At 59.2% G+C, this 20,462-nt stretch carries 23 protein-coding genes; 9 read left to right on the top strand and 14 right to left on the bottom strand.

What is annotated here, in order from left to right:
* The first annotated feature begins 4 nt into the window (after nt 1–4).
* Nucleotides 5–487, top strand: coding sequence for a GreA/GreB family elongation factor (locus PSH59_RS08505; protein WP_248076375.1), 483 nt, complete (start codon nt 5–7; stop codon nt 485–487).
* A gap of 5 nt (nt 488–492) precedes the next feature.
* Here PSH59_RS08505 and cysB read toward each other — a convergent pair whose 3' ends face one another.
* From cysB to PSH59_RS08480, 5 genes are all read right to left on the bottom strand, one after another.
* Nucleotides 493–1,467, bottom strand: a complete 975-nt coding sequence (gene cysB, locus PSH59_RS08500) for an HTH-type transcriptional regulator CysB (protein ID WP_017849520.1) — start codon at nt 1,465–1,467, stop codon at nt 493–495.
* Between the two features lie 104 nt (nt 1,468–1,571).
* Nucleotides 1,572–2,072 (bottom strand): universal stress protein, encoded by a 501-nt coding sequence (locus tag PSH59_RS08495; RefSeq protein ID WP_248076378.1) that lies wholly within the window; start codon nt 2,070–2,072, stop codon nt 1,572–1,574.
* Nucleotides 2,073–2,125: 53 nt separating this feature from the next.
* Nucleotides 2,126–3,043, bottom strand: a complete 918-nt coding sequence (locus PSH59_RS08490; protein WP_248076381.1) for a 5'-nucleotidase — start codon at nt 3,041–3,043, stop codon at nt 2,126–2,128.
* Between the two features lie 15 nt (nt 3,044–3,058).
* Nucleotides 3,059–4,012, bottom strand: coding sequence for a putative 2-dehydropantoate 2-reductase (locus PSH59_RS08485; RefSeq protein ID WP_248076383.1), 954 nt, complete (start codon nt 4,010–4,012; stop codon nt 3,059–3,061).
* The gene (locus PSH59_RS08480; RefSeq protein WP_305394796.1) at nt 4,009–4,395 is read right to left on the bottom strand and encodes a thioredoxin; all 387 of its coding nucleotides are present in this window, start codon (nt 4,393–4,395) and stop codon (nt 4,009–4,011) included. The genes PSH59_RS08485 and PSH59_RS08480 overlap by 4 nt, the downstream gene beginning before the upstream one ends.
* Between PSH59_RS08480 and PSH59_RS08475 the strand changes: the two genes are divergently transcribed.
* Both PSH59_RS08475 and PSH59_RS08470 read left to right on the top strand, forming a co-directional pair.
* On the top strand, nt 4,394–4,828 hold the full coding sequence (locus PSH59_RS08475) for a PilZ domain-containing protein (protein ID WP_305394795.1): 435 nt from the start codon (nt 4,394–4,396) through the stop codon (nt 4,826–4,828). The genes PSH59_RS08480 and PSH59_RS08475 overlap by 2 nt on opposite strands.
* Before the next feature lie 131 nt (nt 4,829–4,959).
* Nucleotides 4,960–6,036, top strand: a complete 1,077-nt coding sequence (locus PSH59_RS08470; RefSeq protein WP_248076391.1) for a 3-deoxy-7-phosphoheptulonate synthase — start codon at nt 4,960–4,962, stop codon at nt 6,034–6,036.
* A gap of 76 nt (nt 6,037–6,112) precedes the next feature.
* On the opposite strand, the gene PSH59_RS08465 is transcribed toward PSH59_RS08470, so the two are convergent.
* Entirely contained in the window at nt 6,113–6,394 is a 282-nt protein-coding gene (locus PSH59_RS08465; protein WP_248076393.1) for a GNAT family N-acetyltransferase, read from the bottom strand.
* Nucleotides 6,395–7,006: 612 nt separating this feature from the next.
* On the opposite strand from PSH59_RS08465, the gene oprI reads away from it, so the two are divergent.
* Nucleotides 7,007–7,258, top strand: coding sequence for an outer membrane lipoprotei OprI (gene oprI / locus PSH59_RS08460; protein ID WP_003172710.1), 252 nt, complete (start codon nt 7,007–7,009; stop codon nt 7,256–7,258).
* Nucleotides 7,259–7,392: 134 nt separating this feature from the next.
* On the opposite strand, the gene PSH59_RS08455 is transcribed toward oprI, so the two are convergent.
* From PSH59_RS08455 to PSH59_RS08445, 3 genes are all read right to left on the bottom strand, one after another.
* Nucleotides 7,393–8,361 (bottom strand): L,D-transpeptidase family protein, encoded by a 969-nt coding sequence (locus PSH59_RS08455; RefSeq protein WP_305394794.1) that lies wholly within the window; start codon nt 8,359–8,361, stop codon nt 7,393–7,395.
* A gap of 85 nt (nt 8,362–8,446) precedes the next feature.
* The gene (locus PSH59_RS08450; protein WP_025859175.1) at nt 8,447–8,740 is read right to left on the bottom strand and encodes a hypothetical protein; all 294 of its coding nucleotides are present in this window, start codon (nt 8,738–8,740) and stop codon (nt 8,447–8,449) included.
* 58 nt (nt 8,741–8,798) lie between these two features.
* A complete protein-coding gene (locus PSH59_RS08445) occupies nt 8,799–9,404 on the bottom strand; it encodes an arylesterase (RefSeq protein ID WP_248076396.1) in 606 nt (201 codons plus the stop codon).
* A 10-nt stretch (nt 9,405–9,414) separates the two neighbouring features.
* Here PSH59_RS08445 and PSH59_RS08440 point away from each other — a divergent pair, with 10 nt between their 5' ends.
* Both PSH59_RS08440 and PSH59_RS08435 read left to right on the top strand, forming a co-directional pair.
* The gene (locus tag PSH59_RS08440) at nt 9,415–10,098 is read left to right on the top strand and encodes an ABC transporter ATP-binding protein (RefSeq protein WP_305394793.1); all 684 of its coding nucleotides are present in this window, start codon (nt 9,415–9,417) and stop codon (nt 10,096–10,098) included.
* Nucleotides 10,098–12,608, top strand: coding sequence for an ABC transporter permease (locus PSH59_RS08435; RefSeq protein WP_305394792.1), 2,511 nt, complete (start codon nt 10,098–10,100; stop codon nt 12,606–12,608). The genes PSH59_RS08440 and PSH59_RS08435 overlap by 1 nt, the downstream gene beginning before the upstream one ends.
* A gap of 49 nt (nt 12,609–12,657) precedes the next feature.
* On the opposite strand, the gene greB is transcribed toward PSH59_RS08435, so the two are convergent.
* Both greB and PSH59_RS08425 read right to left on the bottom strand, forming a co-directional pair.
* Complete coding sequence (gene greB, locus PSH59_RS08430; protein ID WP_305394791.1) at nt 12,658–13,131, bottom strand: transcription elongation factor GreB; 474 nt, start codon at nt 13,129–13,131, stop codon at nt 12,658–12,660.
* 113 nt (nt 13,132–13,244) lie between these two features.
* Nucleotides 13,245–14,234 (bottom strand): hypothetical protein, encoded by a 990-nt coding sequence (locus PSH59_RS08425; RefSeq protein WP_305394790.1) that lies wholly within the window; start codon nt 14,232–14,234, stop codon nt 13,245–13,247.
* Nucleotides 14,235–14,410: 176 nt separating this feature from the next.
* Here PSH59_RS08425 and PSH59_RS08420 point away from each other — a divergent pair, with 176 nt between their 5' ends.
* The 3 genes from PSH59_RS08420 to PSH59_RS08410 are packed head-to-tail and all read left to right on the top strand — an operon-like array spanning nt 14,411 to nt 17,817.
* Nucleotides 14,411–15,337, top strand: a complete 927-nt coding sequence (locus tag PSH59_RS08420) for an ABC transporter ATP-binding protein (RefSeq protein ID WP_305394789.1) — start codon at nt 14,411–14,413, stop codon at nt 15,335–15,337.
* Nucleotides 15,334–16,059, top strand: a complete 726-nt coding sequence (locus PSH59_RS08415) for an ABC transporter permease (protein WP_248076408.1) — start codon at nt 15,334–15,336, stop codon at nt 16,057–16,059. Before PSH59_RS08420 ends, PSH59_RS08415 begins: the two co-directional genes overlap by 4 nt.
* A 15-nt stretch (nt 16,060–16,074) precedes the next feature.
* A complete protein-coding gene (locus PSH59_RS08410; protein ID WP_305394788.1) occupies nt 16,075–17,817 on the top strand; it encodes a Gldg family protein in 1,743 nt (580 codons plus the stop codon).
* A gap of 7 nt (nt 17,818–17,824) precedes the next feature.
* Here PSH59_RS08410 and PSH59_RS08405 read toward each other — a convergent pair whose 3' ends face one another.
* The 3 genes from PSH59_RS08405 to PSH59_RS08395 all read right to left on the bottom strand — a co-directional run bounded on the left by PSH59_RS08405 (nt 17,825) and on the right by PSH59_RS08395 (nt 20,353).
* On the bottom strand, nt 17,825–18,133 hold the full coding sequence (locus tag PSH59_RS08405) for a class I SAM-dependent methyltransferase (RefSeq protein WP_248076412.1): 309 nt from the start codon (nt 18,131–18,133) through the stop codon (nt 17,825–17,827).
* A gap of 259 nt (nt 18,134–18,392) precedes the next feature.
* Nucleotides 18,393–18,827, bottom strand: a complete 435-nt coding sequence (locus PSH59_RS08400; protein ID WP_248076413.1) for a DoxX family protein — start codon at nt 18,825–18,827, stop codon at nt 18,393–18,395.
* Nucleotides 18,828–18,931: 104 nt separating this feature from the next.
* On the bottom strand, nt 18,932–20,353 hold the full coding sequence (locus tag PSH59_RS08395; RefSeq protein ID WP_305394787.1) for a transglycosylase SLT domain-containing protein: 1,422 nt from the start codon (nt 20,351–20,353) through the stop codon (nt 18,932–18,934).
* Nucleotides 20,354–20,462: the final 109 nt, after the last annotated feature.

The following is a 20,462-nucleotide window of genomic DNA, read 5'->3' as shown; positions in this document are numbered from 1 at the left end:
AGCCATGAATAAACATGCCGTCCTCCAGTTGATCCTGGAAAAACTCACCGTCGACCTCGACATCGCCCAACGCGCCGCGCAAACGGCCTACGAAACCGCGACCCACGAAGAAAACATCGCCGAGAACAAATACGACACGCTGGGGCTGGAGGCTTCCTATCTGGCGGCCGGGCAAGCCAAGCGGGTCGAAGAGATCAAGCAATCGCTGGTGCTGTGCCAGAACCTGCAACTGCGGCCCTACGAGGACAGACGCGGTATAGAGGTGGGCACACTCGTGGGCCTGGAAGACGAGAACGCGCGCCAGCAGTGGCTGTTTCTCGCGCCGGATGCGGCGGGGTTGAAAGTGGACGTGGTCGGGCAACCGGTGACCGTCATCACCCCGCGCTCGCCCTTGGGCAAAGGCCTGCTGGGCAAGTGCGTCGATGACGAGGTGGAGATTCTGGTGGCGGGCGCCCGGCAATACTTCACCGTGACCGAGGCCCGCTGAGCGTCTTAGTGAACGGGCAGTTCCACGCCGTCGAACAGCTCTTCCAGTTCCTGCTTGTTGTGGCACTGGATCGCCTTGGCCATGACTTCGCGGGTCAGGTGCGGCGCGAACTTTTCGATGAAATCGCACATGAAGCCACGCAGGAACGTACCGCGACGGAAACCGATCTTGGTCACGCTGGACTCGAACAGTTCGCTGGCATCAAGTACCACCAGGTCTTTGTCGAGCTGGGTGTCGACCGCCATTTTGGCGACGATTCCCACGCCCAGGCCCAGGCGTACGTACGTCTTGATCACGTCGGCGTCGGCGGCGGTGAACACCACTTTCGGCGTGAGGCCACGGTGGCTGAAGGCTTCGTCGAGTTTGGAGCGGCCGGTAAAACCGAACACGTAGGTGACAATCGGATATTCCGCCAGGGCTTCGAGGGTCAGTTTCGGCAACTTGGCCAGCGGGTGACCCTGGGGCACCACCACGCAGCGGTTCCAGCGGTAGCACGGCATCATCACCAGGTCGCCGAACAGCTCCAGGGCTTCGGTGGCAATGGCGAAATCGACGGTGCCATCGGCGGCCATTTCGGCGATCTGCATCGGCGAACCCTGGTGCATGTGCAGGGCCACGTCCGGGTATTGCTTGATGAAATCGCGGATCACCGGCGGCAAGGCATACCGCGCCTGGGTATGGGTGGTGGCGATCGACAGGGTGCCTTTTTTCTCGTTGGAGAATTCCTGGGCGATCTGCTTGATGCTCTCGACTTTACGCAGGATTTCGCCGGCGGTGGTGATGATGCGTTCACCGGCGGGCGTGACGCGAGTCAGGTGCTTGCCGCTGCGCGCGAACACTTCGACGCCCAACTCATCTTCGAGCAGGCGGATCTGCTTGCTGATACCGGGTTGCGAGGTGTAAAGGCTTTGAGCGGTAGCGGAAACGTTGAGGTCGTGGTGCGCCACTTCCCAGATGTAGCGCAGTTGTTGAAGCTTCATATGTAGCCCTCAAAGCAGATAGACGCCACGGGTATCAGCGACGGCATATAACTATATTAAAGGTCGGACGGATAAATCTAGAACTTTTTTATCGCGATCAGCCTTCACATGTCGTCACTGCGTCGACGTTGTAAAGACGGCACCAGGTAAACCGGCACAGTAGACAGCTGCAACACCCGAGCAGCGGTGCGACCAAGGGGGGTGGCCGCCGCCGTTGCGTCGCTGTGACTTCCTACGATCAACAAGTCGGCCGAAAGTTTGCGCAGTTGGTCGAGAATCACTTCGCAGGGGTCGCCCTGGATCACGCGTACCGAACGGATCAACTGCAGGTCCTGCTCTCCTTCTTCCAACTCCTCGCGAAAACTGTCGAGTACCCGTTGCTCAATGGTGGCCATCACGGTGTTCATCCCCCGGCTTTGCCATTCGCTCAAGGCTTTTTCATCAAGGTAGCTCTGCAACACCGACTCAGCGAACAGCCCCATTGGCTCGACCACATGAATCACATACAGGTCCGCCTTGAACGTCCGCGCCAACGCCAGCGCATGCTGCATCACATACGGCGCGTAGAGACCGAGGTCCGTGGCATAGAGCATCGAACGAATCATAAAACCTCCTGGACTGCCAGGCTGGAGGAGATTGAATGAGCTTAGCAGCGCCCTTAAGGCTCGGCCTGAATCCTCACTTCGTTACTGATGCCATGGGGCACATGCCCGGTGGCGACCACTTCCCTGGCCTTCTCACAATGACCGGCCTGGTCATCGAAAAACACATCGGCGGCGAACGCTTCCAGGAACGCGGATTTCTCCAGGCCACCGAGAAACAAGGACTCATCCAAGCGAATATCCCACTCGCGCAACGTACGAATCACCCGCTCATGGGAAGGTGCCGAACGCGCCGTAACCAGCGCGGTACGGATCGGGCAGGCCTCGTCCGGGAACTCGCGCTGCAACAGGTTAAGCGCCGCCAGGAAACCTTTGAACGGGCCACCATGCAACGGCTGACGCGCCGACTCGCGCTCGCTGGCCTGGAACGCCGCCAACCCACCGGCCTGATACACACGCTCGGACTCATCGGAAAACAGCACCGCGTCGCCGTCGAAGGCGATCCGCAGCTCTTCGCTGGATGCCCTGCGCGCACCGCCCGATAGAATCGTTGCAGCCGCAAAGCCTGCATCCAGGGCGCTGCGCACGTCCTCAGCATGGGTCGAGAGAAACAGGTGGCAACCAAACGCGGCCAAATAAGGATAGGGACTACGCCCGCCCACGAAGGCCGCGCGGGAAATGTCCAACCCGTAATGCTGGATCGAATTGAACACGCGCAAGCCGGTGTCGGCACTGTTGCGCGACACCAGCACCACTTCGACCCGAGCCCGACCGAGGCTGGCATTCAGGCTCAGGAGTTTCTTCACCAGCGGGAACGCGTCGCCGGGCTCAAGGATTTCCTCCTCGTGTTCGATCTGATATTTGCGGTAGGCCTCCACCCCTTGGGCCAGGTAGACCTTGTGGCTGTCACTCAGGTCGAACAAGGCCCGCGACGAAATCGCCAGTACCAGTTTGTCGCCCAGTCCCTTTGCCATGCTGTCTCCCCCGCTTCAGCGATTACGCCGATCAATAAAACTCAAGGCCTGGTACAGCGCCTGCATTCGCGGCAATTCACAGCCAGCAGCCTTGGCGGCGGCTAACGGGCGAGCATAAATAGCCGCCAATTCCAGCGGGCGTTTGTGCACGTGGTCGTGGTACATGCTCGGCAGGTAGTCGTCCATGGTCTCGGTCATGGCGAACATTTGCTCGGCGTAGCTCTTGGGGATTTCATGACCGCAGGCATGGGCGCCCTGCACCACTTCGGCCATCAGCGCCTGGATCAACTCACGGCTGGATTGGTCCGCCATCATCGCGGTGGTGCCCGCATTCAGCACTACCGAGAGGCCGTTATACGGCACGTTCCACACCAGCTTGTGCCAGCGCGCCTGATGCACATTGGCCATGGCCTGGGACTCGATGCCGGCCTGATGAAACAACGCCGCACCGGCTTCGACAATCGCCTGTTGGCGGCTCTCATCGTTGGCCGCGCTGCCACTGTGATAACCCAGGTTGACCCGCCCCAGCGCCTGGTGCTCCACCACCCCGGGCCCGGAGCGATGCACGCCGATGTAACACAAGCCGCCAAGCAAATGCAGCGACGGCGGCAGGTGTTCACGCAGACTGTCTTCCACATCCAGACCGTTTTGCAGCAACACCACTTTGGCGTCAGGGGCCGCGACTTGGGCGAGAGTCGGTGCCAGGTCGATGTTGCCGGTGGACTTGGTGCCCACCAGCAACCAGTCGCACGGCGGCATATCGGCAGCACGGGCATACGCCTGCACAGGGTGCAGGTGGAGCTTGCCGTGCAACGTGCTGTTGAGGTGCAAGCCGTGCTCGCGGACCACCGCGTATTCGCTGCGCAGCAGGAAGTGCACATCAAACCCGGCGCGCGCCAGCATCACACCGTAGAAACCACCGATGGCACCGGTACCGATAATGCCGATGCGCGGGGATTGAGTGGTCATGGCAAGTCCTCTGGAGTGCGGGTAAGCGCTTGATTGATCGCGTCGGTAAGGTCGGCAGACGTAAGGCGGGTCTGTAACTGTCCGAGGAATTGACCCTCGCACACCACGAACAACGCAGGCAAATGAAAGATCTGGTAACGCTCGACCGCGCCGCCGTTGTCCCCGGCGTCCACCCAGCACAGCCGGTCCACCGGCAGTTGCCAGCCGGGCAATTGCTGGCGCGCCCAGCGGCAACTGGAACAGCCGACACTGGTGAACACCAGCAGCGAAATGCCTGGCAATCCCAGCAATTGCTGGTCAATATCCAAGTCGGTCAATTCCTGTTCCTTCACTATACTGCTGCTGCCTCCGTCAATTGGACGGTGCTCGGAGTCCGTGTACATGGGTCGTTTTTTACCTCACCCTGATGATGTCGCCGCGCTGTTGATCCAACGTCCTTCCCCCGCCATTCCCCGCCAACGCCTGCACACTATCGGCCTGGGCGGCATCGCCTGCAATTGCCCCCGCGCCTGGCGCCAGGGCACCGCCGTAGACCTGCATATCCCATCCCTGGGCGCCAACGCGCGCTATCCGGGCTACGTGGCATGGTGTCGCAAGGTGGAAAACGGCTACCGCGTCGCGGTCTCGTTTACCGATGAACATGCGTTGTTCGGAGCCCGAATGGGTGAGCAAGCATGCCGGATGGAGCGCTACTGCCGCCAGCATGAAGATGCCGAACCTACACCTGCCCAAGTCGAAGCACTGGCCCGCGAGTGGGTGTCACGCCACGCCAGCGAGTTCTCCCATGAGGCGTTTGTGCGACCAACACTCGATTAAAGCGGGCTTTGCCCATTGTCGCGGGCCCGTGTTACGCGCTAAGGTTCCTCCCCCCTGCATCCAAATCATGCTGTGCTCCGCCGCACGGGGATGGCTGGCGGCCGGCACCCGTGACCCTGACGAGTAACACGATGGCTGATTTACCGATCAATGACCTAAACGTCGAATCCAACGAGACGCTGATCACACCTGACCAGCTCAAGCGCGAAATCCCCCTGAGCGACGCTGCCCTGCAGACCGTCACCAAGGGTCGCGAAGTCATCCGTGACATTCTCGACGGCACCGACCACCGCCTGTTCGTTGTGATCGGCCCGTGCTCGATCCACGACCTCAAGGCTGCCCACGAATACGCCGAGCGCCTCAAGGTGCTGGCAGCGGAAGTGTCCGACACCTTGTACCTGGTGATGCGCGTCTATTTCGAGAAGCCACGCACCACGGTCGGCTGGAAAGGCTTGATCAACGACCCGTACCTGGACGACTCGTTCAAGATCCAGGACGGTTTGCACATCGGTCGTCAGTTGTTGCTGGACCTGGCCGAAATGGGCCTGCCCACCGCCACCGAAGCACTGGACCCGATCTCCCCGCAGTACCTGCAGGACCTGATCAGTTGGTCGGCCATCGGCGCGCGTACCACCGAATCCCAGACCCACCGCGAAATGGCGTCCGGCCTGTCCTCGGCCGTCGGCTTCAAGAACGGCACCGACGGCGGCTTGACCGTGGCGATCAACGCGCTGCAATCGGTTTCCAGCCCTCACCGTTTCCTGGGCATCAACCAGGAAGGCGGCGTCTCGATCGTCACCACCAAAGGCAACGCCTACGGTCACGTAGTGCTGCGCGGCGGCAACGGCAAGCCCAACTACGATTCGGTCAGCGTCGCCCTGTGTGAACAAGCGCTGAACAAGGCCAAGATCAAGCCAAACATCATGGTCGACTGCAGCCACGCCAACTCCAACAAGGACCCGGCCCTGCAGCCGCTGGTGATGGAGAACGTCGCCAACCAGATCCTCGAAGGCAACCAGTCGATCATCGGCCTGATGGTCGAGAGCCACCTGAACTGGGGTTGCCAGGCCATTCCAAAAGACCTGGCCGACTTGCAGTACGGCGTGTCGATTACCGATGCCTGCATCGATTGGGCCGCCACCGAGAACACCCTGCGCAGCATGCACGCCAAGCTCAAGGACGTCTTGCCGACCCGCAAGCGCACCTGAGCCCGTACCTGTATCTGAATCGCGCACACAAAAACGCCGGGCTGAACCCGGCGTTTTTGTGTGTGTTGTTTAAGCTTTACAGCTTCGCGGCATGGCGCTGGTGGCGTTCCATGTAGCGTTCGACATAGGAGCAGGACGGAATCACCGCATAGCCGGCCTCATCGGCAAACTTCAGGGCTTCCTCGGTCAATGCCGCCGCAATACCTCGGCCTCGCAGTGCGTTGGGCACGAAGGTCCGATAGATATCCAGGGTCTGCTTCCCGAGGTCCATATAGGTCAGATAGGCACGATGACCGTCCACATTGGTCTCGAACTGATGACCAGCCTGGTCATGGTGGATGGACAACGCCTCGCTCATCACTACTCCTCGCGGGTCTTGGTGTGTGACCCCTACCTTACCGATGTTTTTCCGGCGAAGGAACATCTACGCCACCCCGTGCCGGATTCGACAACGAGAAATCCTTGAGCGCTCACAACCAGCACGTAGGGAATAGTAGGCGCCAATCCTGCAATTGCTCAAGGCACACTCGTCATCCCCTGCCGCTGGTGGATATAGAAAGGGCTTCGATCAACGGGTGACCGAAAGCCTGAACATTGCCGGCAGTTGAACCTTGAGACGAACAGGCGCTCTTAAAGTCACCTTTACATGCGTAAAAGATGCATGGTGAAGCGATCGTGAACGTGACGCAAGTGTCGCCCTGAATATATAAATTTTCATCTACACACCGGGTGTGATGCATGCGGGGCGGACGTTTCAGCCTGAGTGCGGTGTGCGTCCGGCGGAAAAAAATTGGCCGCTTTTTATACAAACCTCCACAAGGTTGGTCAAAATAGATTCCGCGCGAGAATTTTTTTTGCTTCTTGCGCTACGTCAGTTTACTTACTACAAGTAATGGGTAGTATGTACGCCGGCTATTAGCTCACTCTGAGAAAGTAGCCATTTAATAGAAAGTCCTTGAAGGGGAACACGATGAACAACGTTCTGAAATTCTCTGCTCTGGCTCTGGCCGCAGTTCTGGCTACCGGTTGCAGCAGCGTCTCCAAAGAAACCGAAGCTCGTCTGACTGCAACTGAAGACGCAGCAGCTCGCTCCCAGGCCCGTGCAGACGAAGCCTACCGTAAAGCTGATGAAGCTCTGGCTGCTGCTCAAAAAGCACAACAGACTGCTGACGAAGCTAACGAGCGCGCTCTGCGTATGCTTGAAAAAGCTAGCCGCAAGTAATAGTCCCTCGGGGTTGTTACCAAGCCGATCCATTTATGGATCGGCTTTTTTATTGTCCGTCGTTCGTGCCTGAACGCCAGACAATAAAAACCCGCCGCAGCGCAAGGCTTTGGCGGGTTCCTGATCCAACAGGCTTACTGCTGCAGATCGATTGGCGTGCTGGAGGCTATCGGAGCCGCGCCTGGTATGCCGATTTCAGTCGGTAAACCATCTTCCGCCGCGACCACATCGCGCACCTGGTCCCAGTTGACGCGCAGGTTATTGGCCAGGTCTTCACGCTTGAGCAACGCGTTGATCACCGCCGTGTGCTTGTCGACCACCGACGGCGTGCCGTCATCGTTTAACGGCGTATGGGCTTCCAGGTAGACCTTGCCGCCGCTGCTGCCGAACTTGTAGGCGTCGTTGATGATCCGCACCGAGGTGCCAACCGGCACCATGCCGGCCATTTCCAGCACGTTGTTGTTGAACATGCGGAAGCAGCCATGGCTGGTACGCGTACCGATGCCGAACTTCATGTTCGAACCGTGGATCAGGTAACCCGGCGTGCCCAGGGTGAACTTGAACGGGCCCAGGGGGTTGTCCGGGCCGGCCGGTACGACGTTGGGCAGCGGATCACCGTTGGCGGCGTGTTCGGCCTTGATCGACGCGGGTGGGGTCCAGGTCGGGTTAGGCGTCTTGGCGATGATGCTGGTGTGGGCGATCGGTGAACCCCAGCCTTCGCGACCAATCCCGAGCGGAAAGGTGTAGACCACGTTCTGCCCCTTGGGGAAGTAATAGAGCCGGTACTCCGCCAGATTGATCACGATACCTTCGCGCGGCCCCGGCGGCAGAATGAAGCGCGTCGGCAATACGATGTCGGTCCCCGCCCCCGGCAACCAGGCATCAACACCGGGGTTGGCCGCGACCATCTCCGAATAGCCCAGGTCGTAGGTGGTGCCCAGGTCAGCGAACGTGTCTTCGTACTTCGCCTTGATCACCTGGACCTGCCCGACAATGTCTTCACCCGGTGGAGGCAAAGGCAACTGCAAAGCGGATGCAGAACCGGCCGCACAGAGGGCAGCGAGAGACAGGCAGCAAGTGACGACGGAAAGGCGCGACAACATCCGGAAAATCCTTCGCAGAACGACGGGGAGGTAAAAATCGATTGTATACGTGAAGCGAGCTTCCAACTGCAAGCTTGTCGAGGCCCTACAGCTCGAAACGCAGCTCCGGCCAGATCGGCGGCGTGCCACGCTTCTGGGACTCAAGGATCGCACGGCACAGGGGGCACAGGCGCTGGTCCTGGAATATCGACCGATCGACCCTCGACCAGCGCGGCTGCGCCGGCAATAGCGTGCCGCACAGCGTGCGATCGATGGAGCCCCCCAACTCCAATTGTCGCGTCACCAGATGCACCCGTACTTCCTGGCAGGCGAACAGATCCAGCTGCTCGTCAGGCTCGATCAGTTGATAGTTGAACAGGGACCAGGCAGGACGCGACATCAGGGGCTCCAGATCGGGGGGGCGCCACCTTAGCCGAAAGCCTGCCGGTAGAAAAGCGTCATAGCAGCGGTTTTAGCGTCGGCCAGACATTTTCCAGTAACTTGCCCTGGGCGCCGACCGCAGGATGCAAGCCATCAGCTTGCATCATCTCGGGATGACCACCGATACCCTCAAGGAAAAACGGCACCAACGGCACCTTTTTCTGCTCCGCTACGTCACCGAATACCTTGGCGAAGGCGTCGACATATCGCTTGCCGTAATTGGGCGGAATCTGCATGCCCAGCAACAGCACCTTCGCACCGCTGTCCTGGGACTTCTGGATCATCGAGGCAAGATTTTGTTGCAATTGCGCAGGCGGTTGTCCGCGCAGGCCATCATTGCCGCCCAACTCGATAATCACCACCTGCGGCTTATGCTCCGCAAGCGCCGCAGGCAGCCGCGCGAGGCCGCCGGCACTGGTGTCGCCACTGATGGAGGCGTTGACCACTTTATCGTCGAAACCTTCCTGCTTGAGCCGTTGCTCCAGCAAGGCGACCCACCCTTTGCGGGTATCCAGGCCGAAACCGGCACTGATACTATCGCCAACGATCAGGACTGTACCCGCCGCTGCGTTCTGGGCCATGCACATCAAGGCCAGGCCAGCACTCAAAAACCACATTCGCATCGGATTCTCCATGGGCGCAAGCATTCTCACCGCGCGGAACCTTAGCAAAGTGGTTCCCAGCGCGGAAGGTGAACTGACTATCCTGCACGAACTGAGCCTGGAACTGAACAAAGGCGACAGCCTGGCCATCGTCGGCAGTTCCGGTTCCGGCAAATCCACCCTTCTCGGCCTGCTGGCTGGCCTCGACCTGCCCAGCAGCGGCGAAGTCACCCTCGCAGGCCAGGCCCTGAGCCGCCTCGATGAAGACCAGCGCGCGCGCATCCGTGCCGAGCACGTGGGCTTCGTCTTCCAGTCATTCCAACTGCTCGACAGCCTCAATGCACTGGAAAACGTCATGCTGCCCCTGGAACTGGACGGCCGCAAAGACGCCCGCGAGCGCGCCAGGCATTTGCTGGAGCGCGTGGGCCTGGGCAAACGCCTGACCCATTCACCGCGCCAACTCTCCGGCGGTGAGCAGCAACGGGTGGCAATTGCCCGCGCCTTTGCCGCCGAACCGGACGTGCTGTTTGCCGATGAACCCACCGGCAACCTCGACAGCCACACCGGCGAGCGCATCAGCGACTTGTTATTCGAACTCAATAAAGAGAACGGCACGACCCTGGTGCTGGTCACCCATGACGAGCGCCTGGCCCAACGCTGCCGACGCCTGATCCGCCTTGAAGCCGGCCTGATGGTCGCGCCCCTGGAGCCTTGATGGCACGTTTGCCGCTGTTGCGCCTGTTCAGTCTTGCCATGCGCCAATTACTGCGCGATGCCCGCGCCGGTGAATTGCGCGTGTTGTTTTTTGCCCTGCTGGTGGCCGTCGCCGCCAGCACCGCGATCGGTTATTTCGGTGCGCGCCTCAATGGCGCCATGCTGCTGCGTGCCACCGAGTTCCTCGGCGCCGACCTGGTGCTCGAAGGCAGCTCGCCGGCGCGGCCCGAGCAGATCAAGTCCGGAACCGAACTGGGCCTGGATCACGCTCGTGTGGTGGAGTTTTCCAGTGTCATTGCCGCCGACAACGGCATCCAGCTCTCCAGCATCAAGGCAGTTGATGAACGCTATCCGCTGCGTGGCGAACTTAAAAGCGCGGCGGCGCCCTTTGGTGAAGAAACCGCGGGCGGCGGCCCGAAACCCGGCGAAGCCTGGGTGGAGGCACGCTTACTGACGGCGCTGGCGCTCAAGGTGGGTGACAGTATCGACGTGGGCATGAAGACCTTGCGCCTGGCCCGCGTGCTGACCTATGAACCCGATCGCGCCGGCAATTTCTACAGCCTCACCCCCCGCGTGATGATCAACCTGTCAGACCTGGACGCCACAGGCGTGGTCCAGCCCGGCAGCCGCGTCAGTTACCGCGAGCTGTGGCGCGGGCCGCAGGGCAGCACAGCGCTGCAAACCTATCGTGACCTGGTCAAGCCCGGCCTGGCCGCCAACCAGCGCCTACAGGACTCACGGGACGGTAACCAGCAGATCGGCGGCGCCCTCGGCAAAGCCGAACGCTACCTGAACATGGCCAGCCTGGTGGCCGTGCTGCTGGCCGGTGTGGCGGTCGCCCTTTCCGCCAACCGCTTCGCAACCCGACGTTTCGATGCCAGCGCACTGCTGCGCTGCCTGGGCTTGTCCCGACGTGAAGCCCTGTTGCTGTTCAGCCTGCAATTGACGGTACTGGGCCTGTTGGCGAGCCTGGCCGGCGCCCTGCTCGGCTGGCTGGCGCAGTTTGGCCTGTTCTACTTCCTGCACGACTTGCTGCCTGCCGATGTGCCTCCAGGCGGGCTTTTACCGGCCCTGGCCGGGATCGGCACGGGGCTGGTCGCGCTCGCCGGTTTTGCCCTGCCGCCACTGGCCGCACTGGGTCGCGTGCCGCCGCTGCGGGTGTTGCGGCGCGATCTGCTGCCCATCCCGTCCAGCACCTGGATGGTTTACGGTGCCGCGTTGTTCGCCCTGGGTTTGATCATGTGGCGCCTGAGCCTTGATCTGGTGCTGACCTTCGCCCTGCTCGGCGGTGGCGTGGTGGCGGCACTGGTACTGGGAGGCTTGCTGCTCCTGCTCTTGCAAAGTCTGCGGCGCCTGTTGGCTCGTGCCTCCCTGCCATGGCGTCTGGGCCTGGGCCAGTTGCTGCGTCACCCATTGGCAGCAGCCGGGCAATCGCTGGCGTTTGGCTTGATCCTGTTGTCCATGGGCTTGATCGCCCTGCTGCGCGGCGAGTTGCTCGACACCTGGCAAAACCAGTTGCCCAAGGACGCGCCCAACTATTTCGCGCTGAATATCCTGCCGGCCGACAAGGACACCTTTGGCGCCCGCCTGCTGGAGCTGCAGGCGCAATCGGCACCGTTGTACCCGGTGGTGCCGGGGCGGCTGATCAGTATCAACGGCGAGCCGGTGCAAGAGATTGTGAGCAAGGACTCCAGCGGTGACCGCGCCGTACAACGCGACCTGAGCCTGACCTGGGCCGCCGACCTGCCGCCGGGCAATGCGCTGACTGAGGGCGTGTGGTGGTCAGCACAACCAGCCGATGATATCCCCGGCGTTTCGGTGGAGGCCAAGGTCGCGCAAAGCCTCAAGCTCAAACTCAACGACCACCTGGTGTTTACGGTGGCCGGAGAAAATCGCGAAGCGCGGGTCACCAGCCTGCGAACCATCAACTGGGATAACTTCCAACCCAACTTCTTCATGATCTTCCAGCCGGGAACCTTGAAGGATCTGCCGACCACCTACCTGACCAGCTTCTATCTGGCACCGGGCCATGACCAGCAGATCGTCGACCTGTCGCGGGCCTTCCCGGCAGTGACCATCCTGCAAGTCGAAGCTCTGCTGGAGCAACTGCGCAGCATCCTCGCTCAGGTCACCCTGGCGGTGGAGTACGTGCTGTTGTTTGTACTGGCAGCAGGGATGGCGGTGTTGTTCTCCGGCTTGCAGGCCACCCTGGATGAGCGCATCCGCCAAGGCGCGCTGCTACGGGCGCTGGGTGCGGAACGCGCATTACTGGTCAAGGCCCGGCGCATCGAGTTCGGCTTGTTGGGCGCGGTAAGTGGCTTGTTGGCGGCACTGGGCACCGAGCTGGTGACGTGGGTGCTTTATCGCTACGCCTTCGACTTGCCGTGGCAACCCCACCCATGGCTGCTGCTGTTGCCAGTGATCGGCGCCGTGCTGATCGGCGGCGCCGGGGTATTCGGCACCCGCCGTGCGCTGAACGCCAGCCCTCTGACCGTATTGCGCGAAGGCTGAAACGTCGCTGGCCCGCACCCTTGACTAAAAGGGTGCGGGCCAGCATCGCTTACTTCACGTATTCAATCCCGGTAATCCACCAACACACATCGCCACTTGGAGTCTGCACAATGGCTTCATCGTCGACTTGCTTGCGCAACAGCGCGCGCGCCATCGGCGAGTCGATGGAAATGTAGTCCATGCGCTCATAAATCTCGTCATAACCGACAATACGAAAGCGCTTGGTTTCGCCGTGTTCGTTTTCGATATCGACCCACGCGCCGAAAAACACCTTCCCTTCCTGCTCGGGCATGTACTCGACCACGCGCATGTCTTCCAGGCGTTTGCGCAAATAGCGCACGCGGCGGTCGATCTCGCGCAGCAGCTTCTTGTTGTACTGGTAGTCGGCATTCTCGCTGCGATCCCCCAGAGAAGCGGCCCACGTCACCTTGCGCGTGGTGTCCGGGCGCTTCTCCCGCCACAGATAATCCAGCTCTCTCTTCAGTGCTTCATGACCTTCTTTGGTAATCAGCTTGGTACTCAAACCCTTGCATCCCCAGGCAATATCCGTTGATGTCGATACGCCAGGGCTCAAGCTCTGGCGGCGACTGGCTGACGTCGATGATAAATGAACCGGGGAAAGTAGCCAGGCCAGTTCTAACGCTCCAACGCTTGATCCAGTTCGTGCAGCATCCCCTGCAGATTCTGGCGCAAATCCAATAGCTGCGTCTTTATCACACTGAGGGCATCGGTTTTCTGGCTGAGCACCCGCGTCTGCTCGTGCAGCTCAAGGGTACGCTGCTCCAGTGCCTGCGCGGCGTCGTCCACTTGAGCCTGTTCCTGCCGCAGCCGTACCTTCCACTGCTCCAACGCACTCTCCTGCTCGAGCACAGCACGTTTCTGCTGGGTTAACTCCTGCGCGACGCGGGCAAGGTTGGTGAGTGTGCTGTCCATCTGGAACAACGCACTGTCATCGGCTGGCGGCGCAAGCGTTGGCTGCGTCGCTATGTCGGGTTCGCTCGACGCAACCGGTACGTCGTGCACAACGACTGCGGGTGTCTCGACGAGCACGTTTGGAGGTGCCTCCGCCGTGGCCTCCTGCAAAGCTAGACGATCAGGCTCCGCTCGGCTCGAAGCCCTGGGCGCGGAGATCATTTGCGATGAAAAGCGAATAGACGGCACGATCAACGTAGCGCTTTCAATAGCCGGCAACGTGGGCGCGGAGATACCCAAGGTGATCACTTTCATCACCAATGCCTTCTTGATGATCAATGAATGATGATCCTCCGGCCTGGCAGGCGGCAATTTACAGCCCTTCAGATCTAAAAAATGGTAAGCCAACTGGGTCTCAGTGGAACCGCCTGCCTTTGTTCCCGAACCGGCTGCCAGTACCAGAATCTGCTTGAACACCTGCATAGCGGCCTGCAAATCCTCTTGGGACTCGATGCCGCCCAAAAAGAACCGTTCGGCCTTTTTTTTCAAGGTTGCGATATACACCCTCGAACTACCCGGCTCGACTTCTTCATCCAAGCTGTAAACAAGAAAATTAGAGGCTATCTGACCGATGGCAAACCCGCAAAGCAATGCGCCGTTGACGGGTGAATCCTGGCCGTTGCGCTCAAGAACAAGAGTACGTAGAAGCATCATGGTAATCAGGCCTCATCAGGCATTCAAAAACACACATCAATTGTTTCAGTCTCGTGCCTGATGCGCACGTAGGAATTTCCTTATAAGTACTAACCGACATTCCCAAACGTGACTATTCACCGTAGTCTTTTTTAGCACTCCGCCCCTATGCCCTACCAAACTTATTTGGTAAACACATGATCGAAATAAGCAACCTGACCAAACATCTGAACGGCAAGCGCCTACTTCACGACTTTTCACTCAAGGTTAATCAACGGCAATGTTTAGGACTTTTTGGACACGACCATGGGGCGAAGACCACACTTCTAAACTTGATATCTGGATCATTAACTCCCGACAGCGGTCGCATTAACATTAAAAGTTTTGATACCCAGACCCACACACGCGACGTTAAAAACATTATTGGCTATCAACTGTTAAAACACCTCAGCCACCCGACGATGTCGGTAAAAGAATTTCTTCACTATATCGCTGCAGCACGTGGTCTGCGAGGCACTGAGAAACGCAACCGTGTAGAGCTGGCCGCTACGCGCCTGGATTTACTATCGGTACTTAATGCCCCCCTTGATGCCCTGTCTTTCGGCTTGAAGCGCAAAGTCGGTATTGCCCAAGCGATTGTGCACGCGCCGGCTGTACTGCTAATGGATGAGCCCACCGAGGGGCTCGCTGTCGATCAGCGACATGCCGTCAAGGAGCTCATTCAATCCTTGGCACAGGAGATGACGATCGTTGTCGCTTCGCGCAACAGTGATGAGCTGAGCGAGTACTGCACGCGCGCGCTGGTTATCGCCGATGGTTGCCTGGTAGCGGATGCCCCCTTGCAAAACCTGCAACGCGAGTCCCGTCATTTCCAGGCAGTTACTCTCACTGCAGACGCGCCCCTGGATTTGCTGGCGCTGGCCGTATTGCCTGGCGTCGCAGGCATTGAAGAACATCGGCATGCGCCCGGCACCGTCACTGTTCTAGCCATGCCTGGACACTCCATCTACCCCCACATTCACACGCTCATTGCCAGCCGCGGCTGGAAAATAAATACATTGAACCTGGAGCCAGGTCGCTTGAACGATGTGGTTCAGTATATGAGCCAGGAGAGGCCTCTTTGAGACTGTTGCCCGTTATATTCAAATACCAACTCATCAGTTACGCCTCAACGCCTGCAACTTACCTGAGCGTTGCGCTATTTCTACTCATGTCCGTGACGCTGGGGCTGTATACAAACCGCTGGTTAGAGCAGGACACGCTCGACTTACAGGTTTTTTTTCAACTGCACCCCTGGCTTTATTTATTGCTGATGCCTGCCCTGGCAACGCAACTATGGTCAGAGGAATCCAATACGGGTTTTCTCGACGTGATCAACACACTGCCCGTTACGGCAACCGAACTCGCTATCGGTAAATTCCTGGCCGCCTGGGCAGTTGCAGCGGTGGCCTTGGTATTGACGTTCCCTCTCGTCATTGCGACAAACTATATGGGCACGGCAGATAACGGAGTTATCGCCTCGCAATTCATCGCCAGCTGGTTATTAGCGGCCAGCTACTTATCGGCCGGCGGTTTTATTTGTACGCTTGCGCGGCAGCGCGTGATTGTTTTCACACTGACGCTATGTTTGCTGCTGGCCGCCAGCGGATTGTCTTCGGTCATAGATGCCCTTGAACACCAGGCACCTATTTGGATAATCGATAGTTTGATCGCTCTGAATCCGATTTCACGATTCAGCTCAATCGACAACGGCAAGCTGACACTTCATGACACCGCTTACTACATCAGCATGACCCTCGCTTTTCTAGCGGCGACGATTGTCACGCTCAACCATAAAAACCGCTGAGCAGGACAGCTCACCATGCGATCCACCTTGCGTACTGGCATGACACTCACCGTCATAGCGTTACTGTTCCTGGCTTTTAATCTGGCTTGGATAGTCAAATTTCCGAATATACGGTGGGACTTTTCACAACAGAAAATCCATAGCCTATCCTCTCCCGCACGACAGCTCCTGGCATCCGTGAGCAGCCCGTTAGACCTGTATTACTTCAACGCGCACAACACCCCAAAACGGAGTTATGCGCTGCAGCGCTATGCCAAGCGCATCGAAGACCTGCTTCGCGAATACGAAAAAGCTGCAGATGGCATGATCAACCTGCATCTTATTGACCCCAAGCCATTTTCAGAAGACGCCTACAAAGCCGGCTTGTTCGGCCTTGATGACGAGATGGGCTTCCTGGGCCTGATTGGCACGCAGGCGGGCCACGGCGCACAACGCATTGAGTCATTTCGTCTGGATCGGGAGCCACTGCTTGAATATGAAATCAGCCATTTGATTTTCAAGTTGCAGCACCCTGAACCGCCGGTGATCGGGCTACTGTCCGGGCTGGCGCTGCAAGACACTTCAAGCCAATTGCTGAAGGAAATGCAACAGCACTTCGATGTGGCCAACCTGGAAACGACCACTGGTAACGTACCCGAACATATCCAAACGCTGATGGTTGTGCACCCGAAAGCGCTGCCCGAGCGCGCGTTATATGCCATTGAACAATTTGTACTTAGGGGCGGCAGACTGATGATGTTTATCGACCCGTTAAGCGAGCAGGAACTGCCTGTCTCAGCAACCAATTCCAGGCTGGATGCGCTGCTCGCCGCTTGGGGCATAGAGATGCCAGCGGACAAGTTAATCATCGACAATCTCTACGCGATACCGCAGACACCCGATGCCGCAAACGCCGGCGTACAACATCCGGCCAGATTGAAGCTGCCCCGAAAAGCCATGAACGCACACGATATCAGCACCTGGAAACTGGATACCGCAGTGGTGTCGAGCAGCGGTGCCCTTTCACGCCGCCAAAAAGTACGCACTAGTTTCACGCCCCTCCTGCAAAGTTCCAGTCAATCCGCGCTACTGGAAACCGACCGGTTTACCTCAGCGACCACGTTACGCCCGTTGCTTGACGAGGCCTTCGGTCCAGGACAATCCCATGTGATTGCTGCCCGTATCGAAGGTCCGGCTTATTCAGCCTTTGCCGATGGACTGGCAGGACAGCCGGCCGGCCTGCAAAAAGCGACGCAGATCCACGTGGTAGTGGTTGCCGACACTGACTTGCTCACGGATCAAGTCGGCCGCTTGGCCTCAAACAACAACACGCTGTTTGTGCTCAACACGCTGGATAATTTGTCGGCCGCCGATACGCTCGCCAGCATCCGCCCCCGTGCAGCGCGAGACAGCTCAATAAGTATGCTGGGACAAATGCGTGCCGCTGCCGCCCGAGCTTATGATGAGCAGGCGACGCAATTGCACAAACGTCTACAGCGAACGGAACGGGAATGGCAACGGATGAATCCACAAGAACTTGCCCTCGGGACCGAGGCGGTGGATACCGGCTCAACGTTACAAGCGCTCAACAAGGAGCGCTTGCGCTTGCCCATGGAATTACAGGCATTGAAAGTAAAGACGTACGCTCACGTGCATCGCGTAGAACAGGCGATCAAGCTGGTGCTGACGCTGGCAATGCCATTGACGTTGTGCGTGGTTGCCTGGCTGATGCTACTGCGCCAGCGACGCCGTTTGCGACACGGGCCAGTGTTTTACTGAGCCGCTATCAGCGACGAGCAATCAACCCTTGCCGGGCGATTCTGGTCAACTGCCGGATCACTTCATCCGCATCGGCTGCGCTCGGCGCTTGGATAACCGCCAGGTCAAAGCTGTCAGTGGCAAAGCGCGCGAGGGAATCGCCGTCTTCAACGAACTGAATCAGAAACGCCGACGGCCGGCCGGTGCGACGTGGCCAGCCGTCCAGGTAACGCAACAGCGTGGGCTGGTGCTTGCCGCCCAGGAGGATTTTTGGATTGCGCTGAGTGAGGTCCGCGGTGATCGGGGCCAAGCGTATCAGGGGGCGTAATGCATTCATCGTGTCGTGTCTCTGCCTCAAAAGTCTGCGGGCAGGTGAGAGGCAACACCGAACCAGCGCTTTAGCGGTATTTCGAAGCCGTCTCTGCAAAGGAAGACGGACTTCTGTCGGGCTGCATCGAACCCAGTGGCGCCCCGCAATTAGCTGTTTAAATCGGCGCATGAACGGCATCCTAGAGAAGCGGATGGGGCGGTGTCAAGAATCCCGAGCAACGAAGAGGCCCGCACATGGCGGGCCTCTCCAGGGTGTTGCAGCGCGATCAGCCAGCGATGGCGCGGTCGGCAGACAGTTTACCGGCACCTTCCAGCAGTACCGCGAGGGAGCCGCCGAGCAGGGCCAGCGCGAACTCATAACCGTTGTTGGCCATGAACAGACCGTTATGGATATGCACCGAGAAGATCGCCACCACCGAAAGGATGGTCAGGCCCAATGCCGCCGGGCGTGCCAACAAGCCAATGATCAACGCCAGGCCCGCAAAGAACTCGGTACCGCCCGACAGCAGCGCCATCAGGGTACCGGGTGCAAGGCCAATGCTTTCCATCCACTGAGCGGTGCCCGCCAGGCCGTAACCGCCAAACCAGCCAAAGAGTTTCTGCGAACCGTGGGCGGCGAAGATGATGCCGACAACAATGCGCAAAAGGGTCAGGCCGTAGCCGGCGCGAGTGGACAGGACGCTTTTAATCAATGGGCTCATGGTGATAATCCTTGTTTAGAGTAGGGGTTGGTTGGCCGCTATATTAATCAGTTTAAACAATGATAAAAGCCGAAAAAATGCCCTATAAATATCTATAAAACCGATCACTTACGCGAGGCGACTTTTGTCGCTGATGGCTCCAGGGACTCTCGCTCCCGATCGAACGCCAGATAGTACTTGTTCACGCTATTCACATAGCTGACGCCTCCCATCCCCACCTGCTCCATGGCAATGCGCTCAACCTGGAAGAACCACTGGTTAGGATTGAGCCCCCGGCGCTTGGCCTCGGTGCGCATGCCCTGCACACGCTCCGGCCCCATGTTGTAGGCCGCCAGCACAAACGCCATGCGCTCACGCTCGTTGAGCTTGGGGCTGGCAAAGAACTTACGACGGATCAACGCCAGGTACCGCGCGCCGGCCTGCACATTACTGTCCAGGCTTTCGATATTATTGACGCCCACCCGTTGCGCCGCCGAAGGGGTGATCTGCATCAGCCCCGTGGGGCCGCCACTGTTACGTGCGCCGGGGTCAAGGGCGGACTCTTTGAAGGCCAGCGCCGCGAGATTCAGCCAGTCCATGCCCTGCTCGCGGGCGTGCTTCTGCAAGACCGGGCGCAGTTTTTCCAGACGCTGCCGGTCGACACGCGCCAGGGGATTACGGACTTGATAGAGACGACGGTAAATGCGCTGAAAGGCCACATCCTGATCGGCCGGCGTTCGATAGGTCTTGAGAAATCGATCGATACTGGCCCGCAGCATCGAGGCGTCCTGACGCACGAACCAGTACTCGTCGCCCGGCTCACTGATGACCACCTGTTTATCAAAGCGCAGCTTGGGCAGGATTTTCGCCCAGCGTTCGGCAATCGGCTTCTCGACAATGGTCAGGTGGAAGATCCCAGCCTGGACCATCTCCAGCACATCCTCCACCGCCAGGGTCGGGTCGACCCACTCCACTTTGATTGGCGGCTGCTTGTGCAGCGCCAACTTCTGGTTGATCTGGTTAATGGCGTCCGCCGCCGCACTGCCGGTCGTCAAGGCCAGCGTGCGCCCGGACAACTGCTCCAGTTTGGTAAATCGCCGCTCGCCTTTGACGCCCACCAGCCACAACGGGATGTCACTGGCGATCGGGTCGCTGGTACTGATCTTGTGGGCGGCCGTGGCATCCAGTAACTCACCGGGGGCCACCAGATCGCCCTCGCCACGGGCCAGCGCGCCGAGCAACTGGTCCTTGGCCTTGGGAATGATCTTGAGGTTGATTTCCTGGCCGTCACGGGCGTGACCATTGAGGTATTGCTCGAAGGCACGCAGGCGATGGTATTCGACGCCGATGGCCTGGCCCTGCACTTCACCGGAGCTGTTACGGCTCTGGTTGACCAGCACACGCAAGGTACGGCTGGCACGAATTTGCGCGAGGTCGCGCACCTTGGCGGATTTGGTCACCTCCAGCGGCCCGTCCAAACGCGCAACCGCCGCCATGGGCAGCAGTAACGTCAGGCACAACATAAGCAACGCCGAGGGTCGGATCATCCGCTCTCCGGAAAGAATACTGGCCAACGCCCTCGCGAAAAACGCGGCGTTGGGGGTCAGAAACAGAGCGCTTTAAGCGCAGGCTTTGCGCACGACGGTGCCACAGTGC

The organism is Pseudomonas sp. FP2309, from assembly GCF_030687575.1.
Taxonomy (GTDB): domain Bacteria; phylum Pseudomonadota; class Gammaproteobacteria; order Pseudomonadales; family Pseudomonadaceae; genus Aquipseudomonas.
This window is presented reverse-complemented; position numbering and strand designations above follow the sequence as displayed.